This window comes from Xanthobacter nonsaccharivorans (assembly GCF_043194755.2).
Taxonomy (GTDB): Bacteria; Pseudomonadota; Alphaproteobacteria; order Rhizobiales; family Xanthobacteraceae; genus Xanthobacter; species Xanthobacter autotrophicus_G.
This window is the reverse complement of the sequence record NZ_CM195526.1, coordinates 931003-949516: the sequence shown is the minus strand read 5'-3', so window position 1 is coordinate 949516 and position 18514 is coordinate 931003. Positions and strand designations below refer to the sequence as shown.

17 protein-coding genes are annotated in these 18514 nt (G+C 70.4%); 10 read left to right on the top strand and 7 right to left on the bottom strand.

Annotated elements, in window-relative coordinates; genetic code table 11:
- The first annotated feature begins 31 nt into the window (after positions 1–31).
- The 6 genes from ubiA (at position 32) to lpxK (ending at position 5315) form a co-directional block, all read left to right on the top strand.
- On the top strand, positions 32–976 hold the full coding sequence (gene ubiA / locus V5F59_RS04330) for a 4-hydroxybenzoate octaprenyltransferase (RefSeq protein ID WP_393980199.1): 945 nt from the start codon (positions 32–34) through the stop codon (positions 974–976).
- 89 nt (positions 977–1065) lie between these two features.
- Positions 1066–1917 (top strand): 3'(2'),5'-bisphosphate nucleotidase CysQ, encoded by an 852-nt coding sequence (locus V5F59_RS04325; protein WP_393980201.1) that lies wholly within the window; start codon positions 1066–1068, stop codon positions 1915–1917.
- The gene (locus V5F59_RS04320) at positions 1914–2162 is read left to right on the top strand and encodes a DUF4170 domain-containing protein (protein ID WP_393980203.1); all 249 of its coding nucleotides are present in this window, start codon (positions 1914–1916) and stop codon (positions 2160–2162) included. The genes V5F59_RS04325 and V5F59_RS04320 overlap by 4 nt, the downstream gene beginning before the upstream one ends.
- Before the next feature lie 155 nt (positions 2163–2317).
- Positions 2318–3001 (top strand): lysophospholipid acyltransferase family protein, encoded by a 684-nt coding sequence (locus tag V5F59_RS04315; protein ID WP_393980205.1) that lies wholly within the window; start codon positions 2318–2320, stop codon positions 2999–3001.
- Entirely contained in the window at positions 2998–4293 is a 1296-nt protein-coding gene (locus V5F59_RS04310) for a 3-deoxy-D-manno-octulosonic acid transferase (RefSeq protein ID WP_393980207.1), read from the top strand. Before V5F59_RS04315 ends, V5F59_RS04310 begins: the two co-directional genes overlap by 4 nt.
- Entirely contained in the window at positions 4293–5315 is a 1023-nt protein-coding gene (lpxK, locus tag V5F59_RS04305; protein ID WP_393980209.1) for a tetraacyldisaccharide 4'-kinase, read from the top strand. The genes V5F59_RS04310 and lpxK overlap by 1 nt, the downstream gene beginning before the upstream one ends.
- Positions 5316–5383: 68 nt before the next feature.
- Here lpxK and V5F59_RS04300 read toward each other — a convergent pair whose 3' ends face one another.
- Together V5F59_RS04300 and xseA are read right to left on the bottom strand one after the other, a co-directional pair.
- A complete protein-coding gene (locus V5F59_RS04300) occupies positions 5384–5614 on the bottom strand; it encodes a DUF2093 domain-containing protein (RefSeq protein ID WP_393980211.1) in 231 nt (76 codons plus the stop codon).
- 74 nt (positions 5615–5688) lie between these two features.
- A complete protein-coding gene (gene xseA / locus V5F59_RS04295; RefSeq protein WP_393980213.1) occupies positions 5689–7149 on the bottom strand; it encodes an exodeoxyribonuclease VII large subunit in 1461 nt (486 codons plus the stop codon).
- Positions 7150–7285: 136 nt separating this feature from the next.
- Between xseA and purD the strand changes: the two genes are divergently transcribed.
- From purD to V5F59_RS04275, 4 genes are all read left to right on the top strand, one after another.
- Positions 7286–8551 carry a phosphoribosylamine--glycine ligase gene (gene purD / locus V5F59_RS04290; protein ID WP_393980215.1) on the top strand — a complete coding sequence of 422 codons (1266 nt, stop codon included), beginning with the start codon at positions 7286–7288 and terminating at the stop codon, positions 8549–8551.
- Positions 8551–8997 carry an acyl-CoA thioesterase gene (locus V5F59_RS04285; RefSeq protein ID WP_393980217.1) on the top strand — a complete coding sequence of 149 codons (447 nt, stop codon included), beginning with the start codon at positions 8551–8553 and terminating at the stop codon, positions 8995–8997. The genes purD and V5F59_RS04285 overlap by 1 nt, the downstream gene beginning before the upstream one ends.
- A 70-nt stretch (positions 8998–9067) precedes the next feature.
- Positions 9068–9643 carry a DUF1214 domain-containing protein gene (locus V5F59_RS04280; protein WP_393980219.1) on the top strand — a complete coding sequence of 192 codons (576 nt, stop codon included), beginning with the start codon at positions 9068–9070 and terminating at the stop codon, positions 9641–9643.
- 68 nt (positions 9644–9711) lie between these two features.
- Positions 9712–10302 carry a DUF1254 domain-containing protein gene (locus V5F59_RS04275; protein ID WP_393980438.1) on the top strand — a complete coding sequence of 197 codons (591 nt, stop codon included), beginning with the start codon at positions 9712–9714 and terminating at the stop codon, positions 10300–10302.
- A 76-nt stretch (positions 10303–10378) separates the two neighbouring features.
- Here V5F59_RS04275 and gltS read toward each other — a convergent pair whose 3' ends face one another.
- From gltS to V5F59_RS04250, 5 genes are all read right to left on the bottom strand, one after another.
- Positions 10379–11587 (bottom strand): sodium/glutamate symporter, encoded by a 1209-nt coding sequence (gene gltS / locus V5F59_RS04270; RefSeq protein ID WP_393980221.1) that lies wholly within the window; start codon positions 11585–11587, stop codon positions 10379–10381.
- Positions 11587–13050, bottom strand: coding sequence for a GntP family permease (locus tag V5F59_RS04265; protein WP_393980223.1), 1464 nt, complete (start codon positions 13048–13050; stop codon positions 11587–11589). Before V5F59_RS04265 ends, gltS begins: the two co-directional genes overlap by 1 nt.
- Before the next feature lie 3 nt (positions 13051–13053).
- Entirely contained in the window at positions 13054–14079 is a 1026-nt protein-coding gene (locus V5F59_RS04260) for a patatin-like phospholipase family protein (protein ID WP_393980225.1), read from the bottom strand.
- Positions 14080–14248: 169 nt separating this feature from the next.
- Entirely contained in the window at positions 14249–17338 is a 3090-nt protein-coding gene (locus V5F59_RS04255) for an efflux RND transporter permease subunit (protein WP_393980227.1), read from the bottom strand.
- Positions 17335–18459 carry an efflux RND transporter periplasmic adaptor subunit gene (locus tag V5F59_RS04250; protein ID WP_393980229.1) on the bottom strand — a complete coding sequence of 375 codons (1125 nt, stop codon included), beginning with the start codon at positions 18457–18459 and terminating at the stop codon, positions 17335–17337. Before V5F59_RS04250 ends, V5F59_RS04255 begins: the two co-directional genes overlap by 4 nt.
- Positions 18460–18514: the final 55 nt, after the last annotated feature.

The following is an 18514-nucleotide window of genomic DNA, read 5'->3' as shown; positions in this document are numbered from 1 at the left end:
GGCCGAGCGATTGAGTTCCCACGAAGGGTCCATGGACCCGCCGATCGCCGACGCCACCCACGGTAATTGGGTAGAGCGACTCGCCCCTGCCCGGCTGCGGCCCTATCTGCGCCTCGCGCGGCTCGACCGGCCGATAGGCTCCTGGCTCCTGCTCCTGCCCTGCTGGTGGTCCACGGCGCTGGCCGCCGTAGCGGACGACAGCCCCTACCCCGATCCGGCCCTGCTGATTCTCTTCGCCATCGGCGCCGTCGCCATGCGCGGAGCGGGCTGCACCTGGAACGACATCCTCGACCGCAAGATCGACCGGCAGGTGGCCCGCACCCGCGGCCGTCCCATCGCCAGCGGCCAGGTGAGCGTGCCCGCGGCCTTCGCCTTCCTTGTGCTCCAGGCACTGATCGGCCTCGCCGTGCTGCTGAGCCTGCCGCACTTCGCCATCGTCACCGGCCTCGCCTCCCTGGGCGTGGTGGCGGTGTATCCGCTGATGAAGCGCATCACCTCGGTGCCGCAGCTCATCCTCGGCATCGCCTTCTCCTGGGGCGCGCTGATGGGCTGGGCGAGCGTGATGGAAACCATCGCCGACCCGGCGCTGCTGCTGTTCGCCGGCAGCGTGCTGTGGGTGTTCGCCTACGACACCATCTATGCCCACCAGGACAAGGAGGACGACGCCATCGTCGGCGTGCGCTCCACCGCGCTGCTGTTCGGCCGCAGCACCCCCCTCGCCATCGCCCTGTGCTACGCCATGGTGGTGTTCCTGTTCGGCGCGGCCTTCCTTTCCGTGCCGACCGGCTTCTTCTCGGCGCTGGGGCTCATCGGCTTCGCGCTGCACCTGATGGTGCAGGTGCGCCGGCTGGACATCGACAATCCGACGCTCTGCCTCGCCATCTTCAAGTCGAACCGCGACGCCGGGCTCATTTTGTTCGCTGGCCTCGCCCTCGACAGCATCGTCCCCAACACCCTCGGGCCGCTCCTGCCCTGACGGACCGGAACACCGGCGCGCGGACCGATTGACGCGCCGCAGCATCGGCGCGCTTGCCTCTCGCCGCGCGCCCCCCTATGTGGCAGCGCATGAGCGTCGAGACCACCAGCGCAGCGGGCGGACCTGCCCCCAACCGGACGGTCACCGAGACCCTCGCCGGCCAGATCGCCGAGACGGCGGCGGCCGCAGGGGCGATCGCGCTCGCCATGTTCCGCGACGGCGTGAAATCCTGGACCAAGGGAAACAACTCGCCCGTCACCGAGGCGGACTTGGCGGTGGATCGCTACCTAAAGGCCCACCTCACCGCGCTCGATCCCGAGGCCGGCTGGCTGTCCGAGGAATCGGTGGACGGGCCGGAACGGCTCGCGACCCGGCGGCTGTGGGTGGTGGACCCCATCGACGGCACTCGCGCCTTCATGGCCGGCGGCACGGACTGGGCGGTATCCGTGGCATTGGTCGAGGACGGCCGCCCCGTCGCCGCAGCCCTGTTCGCCCCGGCGACCGACGAGCTGTTCACCGCCGTGCACGGGCGCGGCGCCCGGCGCAACGGCGCCGCGCTTGCCGCGGGGGCACGTGCCCATCTCGAAGGAGCGGCGGTGTCCGGGCCGGCGGCCGATCTCGACGCGCTGTCGCACATCGCCCCGGTGCACAAGCTGCCGCGCGTGCGCTCGCTGGCGCTGCGGCTGGCGCGGGTGGCCACGGGGGAAATCGACATCGCCTTTTCCGGCGGCAACAGCAACGACTGGGATCTGGCGGCGGCCGACCTCGTGGTGCACGAGGCCCGCGGCCGGCTCACGACGCGCGAGGGCGCGCTCCTGCGCTACAACGCGCCGGACCCGCGCCACGCCCCGCTGATCTGTTCCGCCGCATCCCTGCATCCTGCGGCCCTGTCCGCCGCGCGTCAGTTTCAGGCCCACACCCACAGTTCGGGGACACCATGACCGATAGCAACCACAAGCAATTGCCTCACCTCGTCTTCGGCGGCGAGCTGACCTCCATCGGGGGGGCCGAGTTCAAGGACCTCTCCAAGCTCGACATCGTCGGCATCTATCCCGATTATGCGACCGCGACGGCGGCCTGGAAGGCGAAGGCCCAGCAGACCGTGGACAACGCGATGGTGCGCTATTTCGTGGTCCACCTGCACCGCCTCCTCGATCCGGAGACCGGCAAGGTGCAGGGCGACTGACGCCCGGGAACATGGCCCGCGCCCTGCCGTCCTACGGGGAAGCGGCGGGGCGGGGCATTCGACCTGGGGGCATTTTCTTTCACGCGAACCGGTGCGCACTTCCCTCGGAAACGCTCCAGGCACAAAAGAGAGCTGAAGAAGAGATGTGGCGGCGAGTGAGGACAAACCGCGCCTTCCAGGTGGCAGCGGGAACGACGTTCGCGTCCTATTTCAAGCTCGTGGCGAAGACCACGCGCTTCGTCGTCGAGCCTCCCGACATCTTCGACACCATCGATGAGAAGATGCCGGTCATCATGACCTTCTGGCACGGCCAGCACTTTCTCACCCCCTTCGCCATGCGGCCGCACCACAAGGCGAAGGTGCTCATCTCCCGCCACGCGGACGCGGAGATCAACGCCATCGCCGCCGAAAAGCTCGGGGTGGGCACCATCCGCGGGTCGGGGGCCACCTCGGCGCGCGACTTCCACCGCAAGGGCGCGGTCTCCGCCACCTACCAGATGCTCGACGCGCTGAAGGAAGGGGTGAACGTCGCCATGACGGCCGACGTGCCGAAGATCGCCCGCAAGGTGGGACTGGGCGTCGTTACCATTGCACGGTATTCAGGACGGCCTATCATCCCGCTCGCCATGGCCACCCGCAACCGCATCACCCTGAAGAGCTGGGACCGCGCCAGCCTCAACCTGCCGCTCGGCCGGGGCGCCGCGGTGGTGGGCGAGCCCGTGTTCGTCGCCCGCGACGTGGACGAGGCCGGCCTGCTGGCCGCCCGCGACCTGCTCCAGTCCCGTCTCGAGGCGGTGACCGCCCGCGCCGAGACCCTCGCGGGGCTGAGGGACGCATGAGGGGACGCGCCCTGCCGCTCACCCTGCGTCTGTACCGCGGCGCCAGCTCCGCGGCCGCCCTTCTTGCCCCCGCCTGGCTCTCCTACCGGGTGCGCAAGGGCAAGGAGGATCCCGCCCGCCTCGCCGAGCGGCGCGGCCGCGCCAGCGTGGACCGTCCGGACGGCCCGCTCGTCTGGGTGCACGGGGCGAGCGTGGGCGAGGTGATCTCCGTCCTCCCCCTCATCGAGCGGCTGGACGCGCGCGGCTTCCGCGTGCTGCTCACCTCCGGCACGCTCACCTCCAGCCGGGTGGCCGAGCGCCGCGCCCCGCCCGGCGTGATCCACCAGTTCGTGCCGCTGGATGCCCGCGGCTTCATGGCCCGCTTCCTCGACCACTGGGAGCCGGAGCTGGTGCTCATCGCCGAATCCGAGCTGTGGCCGAACCTGATCGCCGAGCTCGGGCGGCGCGGCACCCCGGTGGTGCTGGTGAACGCGCGCCTCTCCGAGCGCTCCGCCCGGCGCTGGGGCAAGCTGCCCAAGAGCGCGCGGGCCTTGCTTTCCCGCGTCGATCTGTGCCTCGCCCAGAGCGAGGAGGACGCCGGCCGCTTCCGCGGCCTTGGCACCCATCGGGTGGAGGTCAGCGGCAACCTGAAGTTCGACACGCCGCCCCCCGGCGCCGATCCCGCCGATCTCCAGCGCCTGTCCCGCGCCATCGGCAAGCGGCCGGTGCTGCTCGCCGCCTCCACCCACGAGGGGGAGGAGGAGATGGTGATCGAGGCGCACGAGATGCTCGTGTCCAAGATCCCGGACCTCCTCACCATCATCGCCCCGCGCCATCCCGAGCGGGGCGAGGAGGTGGCCGCCCTTGCCCAGTCCGGCGACCTCAACACCCGCCAGCGCAGCCTCGGCGAGCTGCCGGACCGCGAGACCGACGTCTACGTGGCCGACACCATCGGCGAGTTGGGCCTGTTCTACCGCCTCGCGCCCATCGTCTTCATGGGCGGCTCCCTGGTGGAGCACGGCGGGCAGAACCCCATCGAGCCGGCCAAGCTCGGCTCCGCGGTGCTGCACGGCCCGCACGTGTGGAACTTCTCCGACACCTACGAGCGGCTGGACGCGGAGGAAGGCGCCTTCGTCATCGGCGATGCCCTGGGCCTCGCCCGCGCGGTCTATGCCCTGCAGAAGGACGAGGAGCTGCGCGGCCACACCATCGATTCCGCTTACGCCACGGTGACGGCGCTGGGCGGCGCCCTCGACCGGACGCTGGCCGCCATCGAGCCCTATCTCATCCAGATCCGGCTGCAGAGGCGCTGATGCGCGCGGCACCAGGCTTCTGGTGGCGCCCGCCGGGCCTCGCCTCGGCCCTGCTCTCCCCGGTCGGCGCCGTGGTCGGCGCCGTCGCCCTCGGCCGCATGGGCAAGCCGGGGGGACGGGTGCCGGTGCCGGTGATCTGCATCGGCAACCCCACCGTGGGCGGCGCGGGCAAGACGCCCACCGCCATCGCCGTCCTCACGCAACTGAAGGCACAGGGCGCGCAGCCCTTCGCTCTGCTGCGGGGCCATGGCGGCAGGGTCACGGCGCCCCAAAGGGTGGACGGCGCCCGCCACGCCGCGGCGGAGGTGGGGGACGAGGCCCTGCTGCTCGCCCGCCACGCGCCCACCATCGTCGCCGGCGGCGATCGCCTGGGCGGCGCCCGCCTCGCGGTGGCGGAGGGGGCGACCCACATCGTCATGGACGACGGCTTCCAGAACCCCTCGCTCCACAAGGACGCGTCCCTGCTAGTGGTGGATGCGGCGGTGGGCGTGGGCAATGGCTGCGTCACCCCCGCCGGGCCCCTGCGTGCCCCCCTCGCACCGCAGCTGGCGCGGGCGGATGCGGTGCTGCTGGTGGGGGAAGGTGCCGCGGGGGACGCCATCGCGACGGCCGCCGCGGCGGCCGGGCGGACGGTGCTGCGCGGCACCCTCGTGCCCGATCCCGTCGCGGTGGAGGCCCTGAGGGGCGCCCGGCTCCTGGCCTTCGCCGGCATCGGCCGGCCGGACAAGGTCTTCGCCACCCTCAGGGCGCAGGGGCTGGAGGTGGCGGAGGCGCGGGCCTTCCCGGACCACCATCCCTATGCGCCGGCGGAGATCGAGACCCTGGCGCGGGAAGCGGCGCAGCGCGGATTCAAGCTGGTGACGACGGAAAAGGACCTCGCGCGGCTCACCGGTCCGGCCTTCGCCGGCCTGCGCGGGCAGATCGCGGCCCTGCCGGTGACCCTGCGCCTCGATCCGCCGGACGGGTTCCAGGCCCTCATCGGGCTGGCGCAGGCGCGCTGCGCCGAACGGGCGGCGGGCTAGCGCCACTTACGCAAGGGCAATTTGCAAGTCACGGGGCGAGCAACGCGACCGGACGGCCTCGGCCGTCGTCAGCCGTTGCCTTTGGCGGCCTGCTCCCGCACGCGCGTCAGCACCGCCTCGGGGTCGAGATAGGCCTCCTGAAGGTCAACACTCCAATACCGCAGCTCATCGAGCGGGATCGGCTGGCCGGTCACGGCGCAGCGCACGAAGCCGCCGGGGCGCAGGATACGGAATTCCCCGTCGAGGTAGCGGACCTCCGCCTCGCCATGGGGCTCGGGGAAGCGTTCGAATCGATTCATCACCGCCGTAAATGTCCTAAAGATCGTTTGCCGGAGGATAACCCCTGATGCAGCAAGGCGGAAGGGGCGCCCTGTCACGGATCGAAGAGGGTCGGCCCCTCCTCCGCCTTCCGGCTGCGGCGCGGAGCGGGGCGGGCGCGGGGCGCGGGAGGGGCCGCAGGGGGAACCGCATCCGACGGCCCACCGGCCTGCACGGCCACGTGACCGTCGGCGAATTCCAGGTCGAGGGCGGCGCCCGGCGCGATGCCGGCCGCGCGGCGCACCGCCATTCCGGCGCCATCGCGGACCAGAGCGAAGCCGCGGCTCAGAACCTCGCGATAGGACAGGGCCCTGAGCAATTGCTCCATGGCGGCCAGCCGCGCGGCGCGCCGATCCATCGCCACCTGGTGAGCCCGGCGCAGCCGGTCGCCCAGCCCCTCCACCCGCTCGCTCCCGCGGCCGATGCGCAGCCGCAGGGCCTCGGGCGAGAGCCGGGTCGAGGCCCGCACCAATGCAAGGCGGTGGGCGGCGGCGTTGGCTTTCAGCGCCCGGGGCAGCCGCTCCCCCGCCACGTCGAGGCGCTGGCGCGGCACGGCGAACAGGCTCTCCGGCGAGGGCAGCAGGCGGGCATACGCACGCAGGTCCGCCCGCCGCCGCTCCAGCAGCCGCAGCGGTGCGGCCGCGAGGCGGGCGCCCAGGTCCTCCACCGTCGCGATGAGGTCCGAGCGCACCGGCACCACCATTTCCGCAGCGGCCGTGGGGGTGGGCGCGCGCACGTCGGCGGCGAAATCGATGAGGGTCACGTCCGTCTCGTGGCCGACGGCGGCCACCAGCGGAATATCGCTCTCCGCCGCCGCGCGCACCACGCTCTCCTCGGAGAAGCCGAGCAGGTCCTCCAGCGCACCGCCGCCGCGCGCCACCACGATCACGTCCGGGCGGGGAATGGGGCCGCCCTCCGGCAAGGCGTTGAAGCCGCGGATGGCCGCCGCGACCTCGGCGGCCGACGTCTCCCCCTGCACCCGCACGGGCCACACCAGCACCCGGCGGGGGAAGCGGTCGGAAAGACGATGGAGGATGTCGCGGATCACCGCCCCGGTGGGCGAGGTGACGACACCGACCACCTGCGGCAGGAAGGGCAGCGCCACCTTGCGCGCCGGATCGAACAGACCTTCGGCCGCCAGGCGCCGCTTGCGCTCCTCCAGCATGGCCATGATGGCGCCGGCGCCGGCGAACTCCAGCGCCTCGATGACGATCTGGTAGCCGGATTTTCCCGGATAGGTGGTGAGCCGGCCGATCGCCACCACCTCCAGCCCCTCCTCCGGACGCAGCCGGAGGCGCTGGAAGGTGCCCTTCCAGATCACCGCATCGAGCCGGGCGCCGGCATCCTTCAGGCTGAAATAAGCGTGGCCGGAGGCATGCGGCCCGCGGTAGCCGGAAATTTCCCCGCGCACCCGCACGTGCCCGTAGGCGTCCTCCACCGTCCGCCGCAGCGCGGCGGAGAGCTCGGAAACGCTCCATTCAGGTGCATTTGCACGGGGTTCTTGCGGCTCTACCATCGAATCGGCCCTGGGGCTTGCTCAAGTAAACAGCATAACGGGAAGCGCCCCCATGCGGCGAGCGCAGGGCCGGGCCTCTTGTTTGCGCGGCTCCGAGCCGATAGGCGAAAGGGACAAGACAAGTCGGGGAGGCCTCATGAACATCCTGCTGCTCGGTTCGGGAGGGCGCGAGCACGCCCTTGCGTGGAAGCTGGCACAGAGCCCCAAGCTGGACCAGTTCTACGTCATACCCGGCAACCCCGGCATCGCCGAGCATGCGGAGCTGATCGAAGGCATCCCGCTGTCCGCGCACGACAGCATCCTGAAGTGGTGCCTCGACCATTTCATCGACTTCGTGGTGGTGGGCCCCGAGGCGCCGCTGGTGGCCGGCCTCGTGGACCGGCTGGAGGCGGCCGGCATCCCGGCCTTCGGCCCCACCGCCGCCGCCGCCCGGCTGGAGGGCTCCAAGCTCTTCACCAAGGAATTGTGCAAGGCCAACGCCATTCCCACCGCCGCCTTCGCCCGCTTCGAGAATGTCGCCGAGGCCGCCGCTTATGTGCGCGCCGAGGGTGCGCCCATCGTGGTGAAGGCGGACGGCCTCATGGCCGGCAAGGGCGTGGTGGTGGCGCTCACGGTGGAGGACGCCATCGAGGCGGTGGAGCAGGTGTTCGCCGGCGGCGGCACCGAGGTGCTCATCGAGGAATTCATGGAAGGCGAGGAGGCGAGCCTCTTCGCCTTGGTGGACGGCGAGACGGTGGTGGCCTTCGGCAGCGCCCAGGACCACAAGCGCGCCTATGACGGCGACCTCGGCCCCAACACCGGCGGCATGGGCGCCTATTCCCCCGCCCCGGTGCTGACGCCGGAGCTGGAGCGCCGCGCCATCGAGGAAATCCTCATTCCCACCGCCCGCGCCATGGCGCGGGCCGGCACGCCCTATCGCGGGGTGCTCTATGCCGGCCTGATGCTTACCGCCGAGGGCCCGAAGCTGGTGGAATACAACTGCCGCTTCGGCGACCCCGAGTGCCAGGTGCTGATGCCCCGCTTCGCCGGCGACCTGGTGGAGGTGCTCCACGCCACCGCCACCGGCCGCCTTGCCGAGGTGACGCCGCGCTGGTCCGCCGACGCGGCCATGACCGTGGTCTATGCGAGCCGTGGCTATCCCGGCCCGCACCAGACCGGCACGCGCATCTCCGGCATCAAGGAAGCCGCCGAGGCGGACGGCGTGCTCGTCTTCCAGGCCGGCACCCGCCGCAAGGGCGCCGACCTCGTCTCCAACGGCGGGCGGGTGCTGAACGTCACCGCCACCGGGGCGACGCTGGGCGAGGCGCGCGAGCGCGCCTATGCCGCCATCGCGCGGATCGACTGGCCCGACGGCTTCTACCGCAACGACATCGGCTGGCGAGCGCTGGGAGCCCGCGGCTGATGTCCGCCCGCGAGAAACCGCCGCTGCCACGCCTCGACGATTTCCCCGTCAAGGCGATGGACACCATCCGCTACGGCGACACCGACAAGATCGGCCATGTGAACAACGCCGTCTTCTCCACCTTCTTGGAGACGGGCCGCACCCGCCTGCTCTGGAACGAGGCGGGCCATGTCGCCCCGGAGAGCGCCAGCTTCGTGCTCGCCCGCCTGGTGATCGATTATCGGGCGGAGATGTTCTGGCCCGGCGAGGCGCACATCGGCACCGGCGTGCTCTCGGTAGGCCGAAGCTCCATCACCCTGGTGCAGGCGATCTTCCAGGGCGAGCGGTGCACCGCCACCGCCGAGACGGTGCTGGTGTTGTTCGACACCGAAACGCGGCGGCCCATGCCCCTCTCCGACGAAGGTCGCGCGCTCCTCGACCGCCTCGTGGTGCATCCGCCGGCGTGAGGAGGCGGCGGGCACCTTTGCCCGCGCCGCCAATGTGATCTAGAAGAAGGCGAACAGCCTTGGACGTGCCGTGCGCCTCCTGCCTCTCGCCTTCACGCTGCTGGTCGCCACCATATTGGGGCTCGGCGTCACCTGGTTCTCCGTCACCCACTCGCGGGGGCTCGACGTGGTGCGCGCCGGCGCATGGGAAGGCTGGCCGCGCGCCGGCACGGTGAAGGCCGACCCCTATGCCCGCGCCGCCTTCGCCCGCTCCGGCGAGCTGCCGCTGGAGCTGGCGGACGGCCTGCTCTTCCTCGCCACCACGGATGATTCCGGCGCCCCCATCGACGGGCGGTGCGAGACGCACATCGTCGGCCTGCTGCCGCAGGCGCGCCTGTGGACGCTGACGGTCATGGACCAGGACGGCCATCTCATTCCCAACGACGCCGGCCGCTACGGCTTCACCAGCGCGGAGCTGGTCTATCGCGACGACGGCAGCATCGACGTCAAGCTCTCGCCGCGCGCCCGGCCCGGCAACTGGCTGCCCACCGGTGCCCGGCCCCGGCTGAAGGTGGCGCTGCGCCTCTACGACGCGCCGTTCTCCTTCACCTCCTCCACCGCGGACGCCGCCGTGCTGCCGCGCATCAAGCGGGAGGCGTGCCTGTGACGGCCCTCGACGAGCTGCGCGAGGAGGCCCTCGGCCTCGCCGGACGGCTGCGGCGCCTGCTGCGGCAGATGCCGCGCCCCGCCCTGCCCCGCCTGTCGCGCCCGCGCCTCGGCTCGCCGGCGGGCGTGCTGCTGGCGGCGGCGTTCACCCTGGTGCTGGCGGCCATCGCCCACATCGTCTCCATCCTCGCCATGCCGGCGCTGGCGGAGCGCAACGCCTACGCCCGCCTGTCCGAGCGGACCGATTCCAACGTGCTCGTCATGCTGCCCGACGCGACCCCGCAGGAAGCGGCGCTGCCCATGATGGATCCGGCCTTCGTCTCGGCCGTATGCCTCTACGATCTCTCGGAAGGGCCGCTGAAGGTGCGCGTGCCGGCGACGTCGGACTATACCTCCGTCTCCTTCTACACGGCGGAGGGCCTCGCCTTCTATGCGCTGAGCGACCAGGCGGCGGGCAAGGTGATCGAGCTCGACCTCATGACCCCCAGCCAGAAGGCCGCTTTGCCGGAGGACGAGGAGATCACCGCCGCCGACCGGCTGGTCATCGAATCCCCCTCGCAGGAGGGCATCGTGGCAGTGCGCGCCTTCGTCCGCGCGCGCGGCATGCGCGAGCTGGTGCGCAAGCAGCTCGACGCCGCGAGCTGCTCGACGGCGAACTGAGCCCGCCCGGCCTGTCTCGCCCCCTCCGGCCTGCCGCGCCCCCTTGGAGCACGCGCCGATCTGACCGGATCGCGCCCTAGCGGATCATGAAGCCGATGGCGAGGGCATTGGCGATGTCGATGAAGAAGGCCGACACCAGGGGCAGGATGATGAAGGCCAGGGGCGCCGGCCCGTGGGTGCGCGTCACCGCCGTCATGTTGGCGATGGCGGTGGGCGTCGCCCCGAGGCTGATGCCGGTGAAGCCCGCGGCGAGCACCGCGGCCTGGTAGTCGCGTCCCATGGCGGGGAAGACGACGAACAGGATGTAGGCCACCGCCACCAGCGTCTGCAGGCCCAGCACCAGGGCCAGGGCCGGGCCGAGGCCGCCCAGCGTCCACAGCTGCATGCTCATCAGCGACATGGCGAGGAAGATCTTCAGCGACAGATCGGAGATCAGTGCCAGCGCCGGGGTGCGGGCGGGCCAGGGCACGGTCTTCAGCGCGACGGGCACGGTGTTGGTGATGACGATGGCCACCAGCATGCACACCACGAACAGCGGCAGCTTGATGCCGGTCTTCTCCACCGCCCCTTCCAGCGAATAGGCGACCAGAATGACGATGTTGAGCACCAGCAGCGCGCTCAGGATGTTGCGGTAGGTGACCTTGCCCGCGTCCGGCCCCACGTCGTCGTCGGGCAGGCCCACCATGGGGGGCAGGATCTGGTCGCTCTTGAGCTTGAAGCGGCTGATGAGGATGCCCGCCACCGGGCCGCCCACGAGGCTGGCGATGACGAGGCCGAGGGTGGCGCTGGCGATGCCCACCTCCAGCGCGTTGGGCAGGGCGAAACGGTCGGCGATGAGCGGCGCCCAGGCGATGGTGGTGCCATGCCCGCCCACCAGCGACACCGAGCCGAGCAGCGGGGCGATGCCCTTCGGGAGGTCGAGGGCCGCCGCTCCGCCCACCGCCACCAAATTCTGCACGGCGAGGTAGGTCACCGTCAGCAGCAGCAGGATGGCCAGCGGCTTGCCGCCGGTGGCGAGGTCCGAGAGCCGCGCGTTGAGGCCGATGCCCGTGAAGAAATAGAGCAGCAGCATGTCCCGCGCGTCGAGGTCGAACGAGATGGCGAGGCCGAACACCCGGTAGGCGACGAGGGTGGCCAGCGCCGCCAGCATGCCGCCGGTGACGGCTTCCGGGATGTTCCAGCGCCGGAGCGGAGCGATGACGCCATTGAGCCCGGCGCCGAGGAAGTAGACCAGGATGGCGATGGTGAAGCTGAGGAGCCCGCCCGCCTGGAACACCGCCGGCATCAGAAGCTCCCCGCCAGCGTGCCGAGCACGATCACCGCCGCCAGCGCGACGAGCGCCCCCACCACTGCCGCCATGACGATGTCGAGATAGCCTTCCTTGTGCGTCACGCCGCAGACGGAGAGCAGCGTCACCACCGCGCCGTTGTGGGGCAGGCTGTCCAGCGTGCCGGAGCCGATCACCGCGACGCGGTGCATGAGGGCCGGGTCCATGCCGATCTCGGCGGCGATCTTCATGTAGGTGGGGCCGAGCGCATCGAGGGCGATGGTGAGGCCGCCGGAGGCCGAGCCGGTGAGGGCGGCGAGGATGTTGGTGGCCACCGCCAGCGACACCAGCGGCCCGCCGCCGATGCCCAGCACCCAGTCGCGCACGTCGGCAAACGCCGGCAGCGCCGCGACGATGGCGCCGAAGCCCACCAGGCTCGCCACCGACAGGATCGGCAGCACCGAGGCGTTGGCGCCGGCGGTCATGGTCGCCCGCAGCTCCGGCACCGAGCGGAAGTTGATGGCGATGACGGCGATGATGGCGGCGGTCAGCGCCACGATCACGCTCCACACGCCGCCCACCGCCGACAGGCCGACGCCGCCCCATTCCGGCTTCGCCAGGAAGGAGGTGTCCATGCGCGGCAGGATGGCGAAGGACATGAGGAGGTTGACCACGATCACCACCACGATGGGCAGCGCCGCCAGCAGGATGGGCGGGTTCTTCGCCGCCGCCTCGCTGCGGTGGATCTCGGCCGGGTCGAACGGGCCGGCGGTGGTGGCGCGCTCGCGCACGATGGGATTCTCGGCGGCCTCCTCGGCGGATTCCTCCGCCGGCTCGGTGATGGCGCCGAAGCCCTCGCCCGCCGCCCGTGCGCTGCTTTCACGCCGCTTCAGCCACCACATGCCGAAGGCCAGCATGATGAGGGAGGCGATGATGCCGAGCCCCGGCGCCGCGAACGGCGTGGTGCCGAAGAAGGGCATGGGGATGGCGTTCTGGATGGAGGGCGTGCCGGGCATGGCCGACATGGTGAAGGTGGAGGTGCCGAGCGCGATGGCCGCCGGCATCAGCCGGCGCGGCACCCCCGCCGAGCGGAACAAGGCGATGCCCATGGGCGCCAGCACGAAGAAGGCGACGAACAGGGAAACGCCGCCATAGGTGACGATGGCGCCCGCCAGCACCACCGCGAGGATGGCCCGCTCCGCGCCGAGCTTCTTCGTCATGTAGTCGGCGATGGAGGTGACCGAGCCGGAATCCTCCATCAGCTTGCCGAACAGGGCGCCGAGCAGGAACAGGGGGAAGAACTGCGCGACGAAGTCCGCCGCGTTGCGCATGAAGGTCTGCGTCCAGCTCGCCAGCAGCGGCTCGCCGGAGAAGGCGGCCGCGATCAGCCCGGCGATGGGCGCGAGGATGAGGATGGAGGAGCCCCGGAAGGCCAGGAAGATGAGGACGGCAAGGCCGACCAGAATGCCGATGAGGCCCATGGCTCAAAGCTCCGTCAGCAGTTGGTCGAAATTCACGGTGGAGGCCTTGCCGATGTCGTGGCCGTGGTCGTCCAGGAACAGCTGCGCGGCCTTGCGGCCCTCATCCTTCAGCATGGTGAGGAACTCCCATTCCGCATTGAGCTTGGAGGAGAAGCCCAGCGTCGCCATGATGGGATTGCGCACGATGTGCACGCGCATGCGCGCCCAGTTGCAGGCTTCCGTGTCGCCGGAGAGCTCGGCGGCGTGGCGCTGCAGCAGCGCCATCATGTAGAGCTCCTTCACCGCCACCGAGTTGAACGACACCTCGTTGAGGCGGTTGAGGATTTCCGCCGGGGTCTTGGGCGTGCCCGGCCGCTCCAGCGGGTTGATGGGGATGAGGATGGTGTCGTCGGAGACCAGCTCGCTCACCAGCGGGGCGAGGGTGGGATTGCCCGAATAGCCGCCGTCCCAATAGGCCTCGCCGTCGATCTCCACCGCCTGGAACAGGGTGGGCAGGCAGGCCGAGGCCATCAGCGCCTCGGGCGTGATGTCGGCGTTGCGGAACACCCGCGGCCGGCCGGTGCGCACGTTGGTGGCGGTGATGAACACCTTGACCGGCGAGTTGCGCAGGCGCTCGAAGTCGATCTGCTTGTCGAGGATGGGCGCCAGCGCATTGGTGCCCATGGGGTTGTACTGGTAGGGCGACATCAGCCGCGTCATGAAGTCCATGAACAGGTAGCCGGGCGCCGTGTCGAGGTTCCAGCGGCCCATCATCTTGTCGAGGGGCGAGCGCTGGAAGGGGCTGTAGCGCGCGGCCTCCGACACATGGCTCCAGTAGCTGGCGAGCGCCGCGCGGGCGCCCTCCCGGCCGCCGGCGGCATAGCCGTCCGCCAGCACGGCCGCGTTCATGGCGCCGGCGGAGGTGCCGGAGACACCCTCGATCTCGAGCCAGCTCTCCTCCAGCAGGCGGTCCAGCACGCCCCAGGTGAACGCCCCGTGGGAGCCGCCGCCCTGCAGCGCGAGATCGACAAGTACCGGTTCACGTTCCATCTGCAGTTCCCCTGTGCGCGGCCACGACCGCGAAACCCCTCACCGCCGGATGGCGCGACGGAACCTCCCCTTGTCACCGGTCCTTGCCCGAACGCCGGGCGCCGCGCCCGACGTTCAGCCCCAGAGCGCGATCCGGCCTGATCGCGATGCGATCAGACCGGCGCGGACCCTAGGTGGCCGGCGCGATCTTGCCCCCGGCCGGCGCGGCATCCGGCCCGGTATCGGGACCGAACCAGGCCACATAGAGCGCCGGCAGGAAGATGAGGGTGAGCAGCGTGCCCACCAGAAGCCCGCCCATGATGGCGAAGGCCATGGGCCCCCAGAACACGGTGGGGGCGATGGGGATCATGCCGAGCACGGTGGACACCGCGGTGAGCATGATGGGCCGGAAGCGGATGGAGGAGGCGTGCACCACCGCATCCCACACGCTCTTGCCGGCGGCGCGGTCAGCCTCGATCTGGCCGATGAGGATGACCGCGTTCTTGGTGATCATGCCGATGAGCGCCAGCACGCCGAGAATGGCGACGAAGCCCAGCGGCCGGCCCGAGGCGAGCAGCGCCGCCACCACGCCGATGAGGCCCAGCGGCGCCACCGACAGCACGATGACGAGGCGCTGGAAGCTCTTCAGCTCGAACATGAGCACGGTGAACATGAGCAGCAGCATCACCGGCACCACGGCCACCACCGAGGCAAGGGAGGCCGCGCTCTCTTCCACCGTGCCGCCCACATGGATGGCATAGCCCGGCGGCAGGCTCCTGTTCAGCGCCTCGATTTTCGGCTCCAGCGCCTCCACCACGCCCTCGGGCAGCACGCCGCGCCGGACGTCCGCCTGGACGGTGAGGGTCGGCACCCGGTCACGCCGCCAGATGGCGGGATAGTCCTGGCCGTAGTCGAAGGTGGCGATCTGGGAGAGCGGCACGGTGCGCCCGCCGGGGATCGGCACCTGGAGGGTGGAAAGGGTCGCGAGCGAGACGCGCTCCTCGTCGGTGGCGCGGGCCACCACGTTGACGAGGTAGATGTCGTCGCGCACCTGCGTCACCGGCTGGCCGGACAGCACGGTGTTGAGCACGCCGGCGAGCTGGGCGGTGGACAGGCCGAGCAGGCGTGCCTCGTCCTGGTCCACCTTGATGCGCACCTGACGGTCCGGCTCGATCCAGTTGTAATTGACCTTCTCCGCGTCCGGATTGGCGGCGATGGTCCGGGCGAGGTCGAAGGCGATGGCGCGGACCTTCTCGATGTCCGGCCCCGAGACGCGATACTGCACCGGCCAGCCCACCGGCGGTCCCAGCTCCAGCGGCGAGATGCGGGAGACGAGCTGCGGGAACTCCTCCGCCAGCACCTTCTCCAGCTTCGCCTGCAACCGCTCGCGCGCCGCCACGTCCTTCGCCACGATCACCGTCTGGGCGAAGAAGTCGTTGGGCAACTGCACGTCCAGGGGCAGGTAGAAGCGGATGGCGCCGCGGCCCACATAGGTGGACCAGCGGTCCACGTCCTTGTCGCCGGACAGCACCTTGTCGAACGCCTGGGCCACCGCCTCCGAGGCGTAGATGGAAGCGTTCTGCGGCGAGGCGAGGTCCACCAGCAGCTCCGGCCGGTCGGACGAGGGGAAGAACTGGCGCGGAATGAGCGGCAGCGCCAGCACCGAGAGCACGAACAGGCCGAGGGTGACGGCGATGGTCACCCAGCGCAGGCGCAGGCACAGCACCAGGAAGTTCCGGTACATCCCCATGACGCCCGTGGGCGGGGCATCCGGGTCCGGCACCTTGTCCCTGGGCGGGGCCTTCAGGATCAGCACCTGGAGCAGCGGGGCGAACAGCACCGCCACGATCCAGGACACCAGCAGGGCGATGCCCACCACGGCGAACAGGGTGAAGGTGTATTCGCCCGCCGAGGAGGCCGCGAAGCCCACCGGCACGAAGCCCGCCACCGTCACCAGCGTGCCCGCCAGCATGGCGGCCGCATAGGCCTTGAAGGCATAGGAGGCGGCCGTGATCTTGTCGTCCCCGGCGGCCAGCCGGGTCAAGGTGGCATCCGTGGTGGTCATGGCGTCGTCCACCATGAGCGCCAGAGCGATGATGAGCGCGCCCAGCGAGATGCGCTGCATGTCGATGTGCGCGATCTGCATGAGCGCGAACACGATGGCCAGCGTCAGCGGGATCGCCAGCGCCACGATGGCCCCGGCCCGCACCCCGAGGGCGATGAACGACACCACGAGGATGATGCCCACCGCCTGCCACAGGCTCTCCATGAACTCGGAGATGGCTCCCTTCACCGTCACCGCCTGGTCGGCCACCAGGTGCGCCTCGATGCCCACTGGCAGGTTGGCGATGATGCCGTTCATCGCCCGGTCGATCTTCTGGCCCATGGCGAGGATGTCGCCGCCGTCGCGCATGGCGATGGCGAGCCCGATGGCGTCCTTGCCGTTCACCCGGAACATGGGCTGGGGCGGATCGGCATATCCGCGCCGGATGGTGGCGATATCGGCCAGCCGGATGAGCCGGCCTGACACGACGAAGTTGACCTTGGCGATATCAGCTTCCGAGGTGAAGGCGCCGGACACCCGGATGGAGAGGTTCTCCTTGGCCGTCTGGATCTCCCCGGACGGGCGCACGATGTTCTGGCTTTGCAGCGCTGCAAGCACGGCGGCCCGGTCTATGCCGAGGCTTGCCAGTTCCTGCATGGAGAACTCGATGAAGATGCGCTCGTCCTGCGCGCCGAGGATCTCGATCTTGGAGACGTCGGGCACATGCAGCAGCTGCGAGCGCACCTCCTCCACATAGTCGCGCAGCTCGCGATGGGTGAAGCCGTCTGATGTGAACCCGTAGATGATGCCGAAGGTGTCGCCGAATTCGTCATTGAAAAACGGTCCCACGATACCTTGCGGCAAGGTATGGCGGATGTCGCCGATGCTCTTTCTGACATGGTACCAGATGTCGGGCACCTCGGCGGCGGCGGCCGAACCCTTCAGATGCACGAAAATCGTTGTCACGCCAGGCTTTGTGTAGCTCTCCAGGTAGTCGAGCTTCGGCACTTCCTGGAGCTTGCGCTCCAGGCGCTCGCTCACCTGGCGAAACGTCTCCTCCAGCGTGGCGCCGGGCCAATTCGCCTGCACCACCATGGTCTTGATCACGAAGGTCGGGTCTTCCGCCCGGCCCAGGTTCTTGAAGGCCATGAGGCCGGCCACCACCGAGATGGCCATGAAATAGATGATGACGGAGCGGTGCTTGAGCGCCCAGGCGGAGAGGTTGAAGCCGCTCACAGCTGGGCTCCCAGAAGGCGCACCTTCTGCCCCGGGTGAAGCGCCTGGACACCTGCCGTCACAACGATTTCCGAGGGCTTCAGCCCGTCCGCCACGGTCACAGTGGAGGGCGAGAAGCGCAGCACCTCGATGGGCCGCAGCGCCACCGTGAGGGATTTTCCATCCACCACCCACACCGCCGGCTTATCATTGAGCCGCGTGAGCGCGGAGGCAGGAATTTCGATGACCGGACCATTGTCCACCACCACGCGCCCGGTCACCGTGGTGCCGAGGCGCAGCGCCTCCGGCGCGTCGATGAGGCCGACGCGCACGCGGAAGGTGCGGGTCACGGGGTCCGCCTGCGGCGCCACCTCGCGCACCCGGCCCGTGGCCTTGACGGAAGGATCGCTCGCCAGCGCCACCTCCACCACGGGGTCGGCGGGCACGGCGGCAAGCAACTGCGCCGGCACGTCGAAGACCGCATCCCGGCCATCCTGCCGCGCCACCTCGACGATGGCCTGGCCGGCCTGCACCACCTCGCCCGGCTCTGCCCGGCGGCGGGTGACCACGCCGGCGGAATCCGCCTTCAGGTCAGTGAAGCCGAGCCGGTCCTGCGCCATCTGGAGCCGCGCCTCGGCATCCTCCACCTGGGAGCGGGCGTTGAGGAAGGCCTGCTCGGCCTGCTCATACTGCGCGCGGGGCGTGAAGCCGCGGGCGAGAAGCTGGCGCTGGCGCTCATACTGGTTGCGGGTCTGGGTGAGGTTGGCATTGGCCGCCGAAAGCGCCGCCTGCGCCGAGCGCACGGCATTCTGCTCGTCCTGCGGATCGAGCCGCGCCAGCACCTGGCCGGGCTTCACCTGGTCGCCCACGTTCACCAGCCGCTCGATGATGCGGCCGCCGATGCGGAAGCCGTAGGTCGCCTCGTTCTGCGCCTCCACCGTGCCGGTGAGGGTCACCGCATCGTTCGCCACCCGGCTGGAGGCGAGCACCGTGCGCACCGGCCGTGGCTCCGGCGCCTTGGCCTCCTGCTTCTCGCCACAGGCCGCAAGAAGCAGCGCGGTGCAGGTGACGAGGGCCGGCCATGCCGCGCGCCGCGCGGCCGGGGGAGCAACCTTGCGTGTCCGATCCATCACGACAGCCACGTCCGGCTCCTTTTCTTCACGGTCTCGTATCGGTGTGTATAGCCAAGGCATTCAA

Excerpts from the sequence above, each read along its gene's own strand:
- V5F59_RS04260 (WP_393980225.1), bottom strand. The coding sequence starts at position 14,079 with ATGGAACGTGAACCGGTACTTGTCGATCTCGCGCTGCAGGGCGGCGGC.
- V5F59_RS04265 (WP_393980223.1), bottom strand. The coding sequence starts at position 13,050 with ATGGGCCTCATCGGCATTCTGGTCGGCCTTGCCGTCCTCATCTTCCTG.
- ubiA (WP_393980199.1), top strand. The coding sequence starts at position 32 with ATGGACCCGCCGATCGCCGACGCCACCCACGGTAATTGGGTAGAGCGA.
- V5F59_RS04285 (WP_393980217.1), top strand. The coding sequence starts at position 8,551 with ATGTCCGCCCGCGAGAAACCGCCGCTGCCACGCCTCGACGATTTCCCC.
- lpxK (WP_393980209.1), top strand. The coding sequence starts at position 4,293 with ATGCGCGCGGCACCAGGCTTCTGGTGGCGCCCGCCGGGCCTCGCCTCG.
- V5F59_RS04325 (WP_393980201.1), top strand. The coding sequence starts at position 1,066 with ATGAGCGTCGAGACCACCAGCGCAGCGGGCGGACCTGCCCCCAACCGG.
- V5F59_RS04310 (WP_393980207.1), top strand. The coding sequence starts at position 2,998 with ATGAGGGGACGCGCCCTGCCGCTCACCCTGCGTCTGTACCGCGGCGCC.
- xseA (WP_393980213.1), bottom strand. The coding sequence starts at position 7,149 with ATGGTAGAGCCGCAAGAACCCCGTGCAAATGCACCTGAATGGAGCGTT.
- purD (WP_393980215.1), top strand. The coding sequence starts at position 7,286 with ATGAACATCCTGCTGCTCGGTTCGGGAGGGCGCGAGCACGCCCTTGCG.
- V5F59_RS04320 (WP_393980203.1), top strand. The coding sequence starts at position 1,914 with ATGACCGATAGCAACCACAAGCAATTGCCTCACCTCGTCTTCGGCGGC.
- V5F59_RS04300 (WP_393980211.1), bottom strand. The coding sequence starts at position 5,614 with ATGAATCGATTCGAACGCTTCCCCGAGCCCCATGGCGAGGCGGAGGTC.
- gltS (WP_393980221.1), bottom strand. The coding sequence starts at position 11,587 with ATGCCGGCGGTGTTCCAGGCGGGCGGGCTCCTCAGCTTCACCATCGCC.
- V5F59_RS04275 (WP_393980438.1), top strand. The coding sequence starts at position 9,712 with ATGCCGCGCCCCGCCCTGCCCCGCCTGTCGCGCCCGCGCCTCGGCTCG.